Below are 2681 nucleotides of genomic sequence, written 5' to 3'. Positions count from 1 at the left end.
CGGGATGATGATCCTGTCGTACTGGCGGGGTTGGAAGCTGCCGGGTACCCAGGACTTCTCCTGGGCCGCCCAACGCAAACTGCGTCAGCCGATGACACTGGCCCGGGACATGGCCCGGCGCCGGATGCGGATGCGCCGCAGGGAGTAGGCAGGGGCGGTGCCCACTGCCGGTCACGTTCGCGCGCGATCCGCCGCAGACCGCCGGACCCGGGAACGGGTCACCGTACCGGTCCCCGGTCTTCCCCGGTCTTCGCCGGCGGAAAGGGTCGTCACGGGTCGTGCGGCGGAGTGCACCGGGCGGATGTGGCAGATGTCGGACCTGTGCGCCCGTGGAGGACTAGCATCGCTCCCGTGCTTCACGATGTGCTGGACACGATCGGGGCCCACGCGGACGCGGCCGTCGCCGCTCTGCAGGTCTGGGTGGACGCCCGCCCCCGCGTCCTGCAGATCGCCGTGGTCTTCCTGCTCTCCGTCATCCCGGTGGTCGAGGGCGACATCGCCGCGGGCATCGGCATGGTCGCGGGTGTGGACTGGGAGCTCACCTTCCTCGCCGCCGCCGGGGGTACGGCCCTGGCAGCCTGGGCTGCTGCGGTGTGGGGTGCCCGGATCGCCGCACGACGCCGGGCCGGGGGAGGTGCGCAGGAGAGCCCGGATCCCGCTGCACGGGTCCCTTCCCGCCGGAGGGACGCCGCCTCCCGTGTCCTGGCCAGGGTCGACCGCTACGGCCTGGGGCCGGCCATGGTGCTGTGCGGTTTCGTCTCCCCCGTCGCACTGAACACCTTCGTCCTCGCCGTCGCCGGTGTGGACCGCCGACGACTGGTGTTCTGGGGTGTGGTCAGTGCCGTGATCAATGTGGGGGTGGTGGTCGCCGGCGCGGCCGGCGTGCTCCACCTCCTGTCCCGATGATCCCCCCTGGCTCCCCAGCCGTTCACCCCTCCAGCCGTTCACCCCCACCCGGGGCGCGGCCGGGGGGGCCGCCTCCGCCGGGAACCTACTCCTCGTGGGCGACGGCCTCGATGACCAGGGAATCCACTCCGTCGGCGAGGTGCGGGTCAACATCGACCTGCACCGTGTCACCGTCGCGGACCTCACCGGCGAGCAGCTTCTTCGCCAGTGCGTCACCGATCGCCTTCTGGATCAGGCGGCGCAGCGGGCGGGCACCGTACGCGGGCTCGTAACCACGGTCGGCGAGCCACGCCTTCGCCGCCTCGGTGACCCGCAGGTCCAGCCGGCGGGCGGCGAGCCGCTCGGCGAGCTGCCGGACCTGGATATCCACGATGGACTTCAGCTGCTCGGCGGACAGGGCGTCGAAGATGACCACGTCGTCGAGGCGGTTGATGAACTCCGGCTTGAAGGCGTGCTTCACCGCGTCCATCACCTGCTCGTCCGTGCCACCGGCACCGAGGTTCGAGGTGAGGATCAGGATGGTGTTGCGGAAGTCCACCGTCCGACCCTGGCCGTCGGTCAGACGACCCTCGTCGAGGACCTGCAGCAGCACATCGAAGACGTCCGGGTGCGCCTTCTCGACCTCGTCGAACAGCACCACGGTGTACGGGCGACGCCGCACCGCCTCGGTGAGCTGCCCGCCGGCGTCGTAGCCGACGTATCCGGGGGGAGCGCCGACGAGCCGCGCCACGGAGTGCTTCTCGCCGTACTCGGACATGTCGATCCGGACCATGGCGTGGTCGTCGTCGAAGAGGAACTCCGCCAGCGCCTTCGCCAGCTCGGTCTTGCCGACACCGGTCGGGCCCAGGAAGAGGAAGGAACCGGTCGGGCGGTTCGGGTCGGCGACACCGGCCCGGGACCGACGCACCGCGTCAGACACGGCGGTGACGGCGTCGGACTGGCCGACGACACGACCACCCAGCACCTGCTCCATGGCGAGCAGCTTCTCGGTCTCACCCTGCAGCATCTTGCCGGCGGGCACACCGGTCCACGCGGAGACGACCTCGGCGATGGTGTCCGGGGTGACCTCCTCGGTGAGCATGCGGTCCTCCTCCGCCCTGGCGGCGGAGGCCTCGGCCTCGGCGAGCTCCTTCTCCAGCTCCGGGATACGGCCGTAGCGCAGCTCGGCGACACGGGCGTAGTCACCGTCACGCTCGGCGATCTCGGACTCGGTCTTCAGACCGTCCAGTTCCTCCTTGAGGGAACGGACCGCGTCGATGGAGCCCTTCTCGTTCTCCCAGCGGGCGGTGAGACCGGAGAGCTTCTCACGCTCGTCCTCCAGTTCAGCGCGCAGTTTGACCAGGCGGTCCTTGGAGGCCTCGTCGGTCTCCTGACTCAGCGCCATCTCCTCGATCTCGAGGCGACGGACGATGCGCTCGGCGTCGTCGATCTCCTCCGGGCGGGAGTCGATCTCCATGCGCAGCCGGGAGCCGGCCTCGTCGACGAGGTCGATGGCCTTGTCCGGCAGGAACCGGCTGGTGATGTAGCGGTCCGACAGGGTCGCGGCGGCGACCAGGGCGGAGTCCTGGATCCGGACGCCGTGGTGGACCTCGTAGCGCTCCTTGAGGCCGCGGAGGATGCCGATCGTGTCCTCCACCGTCGGTTCGCCGACGTAGACCTGCTGGAAGCGGCGCTCCAGGGCGGCGTCCTTCTCGATGTACTTGCGGTACTCGTCGAGGGTCGTGGCGCCGACCAGGCGCAGCTCACCCCGGGCGAGCATCGGTTTGATCATGTTG

General features: G+C 70.2%; 2 protein-coding genes. One reads left to right on the top strand and one right to left on the bottom strand.

The window, feature by feature from the left end; all coding sequences use genetic code 11:
• Window positions 1–351 precede the first annotated feature (351 nt).
• On the top strand, window positions 352–906 hold the full coding sequence (locus QZV72_RS07405) for a hypothetical protein (RefSeq protein ID WP_297006769.1): 555 nt from the start codon (window positions 352–354) through the stop codon (window positions 904–906).
• An 85-nt stretch (window positions 907–991) separates the two neighbouring features.
• On the opposite strand, the gene QZV72_RS07400 is transcribed toward QZV72_RS07405, so the two are convergent.
• A partial coding sequence (locus QZV72_RS07400; protein WP_297006765.1) for an ATP-dependent Clp protease ATP-binding subunit occupies window positions 992–2681 on the bottom strand: 1690 nt, incomplete at its 5' end.

It is taken from the genome of uncultured Corynebacterium sp. (genome assembly GCF_902782855.1).
In the GTDB taxonomy this organism is placed as follows: Bacteria; Actinomycetota; Actinomycetes; order Mycobacteriales; family Mycobacteriaceae; genus Corynebacterium.
This window is presented reverse-complemented; position numbering and strand designations above follow the sequence as displayed.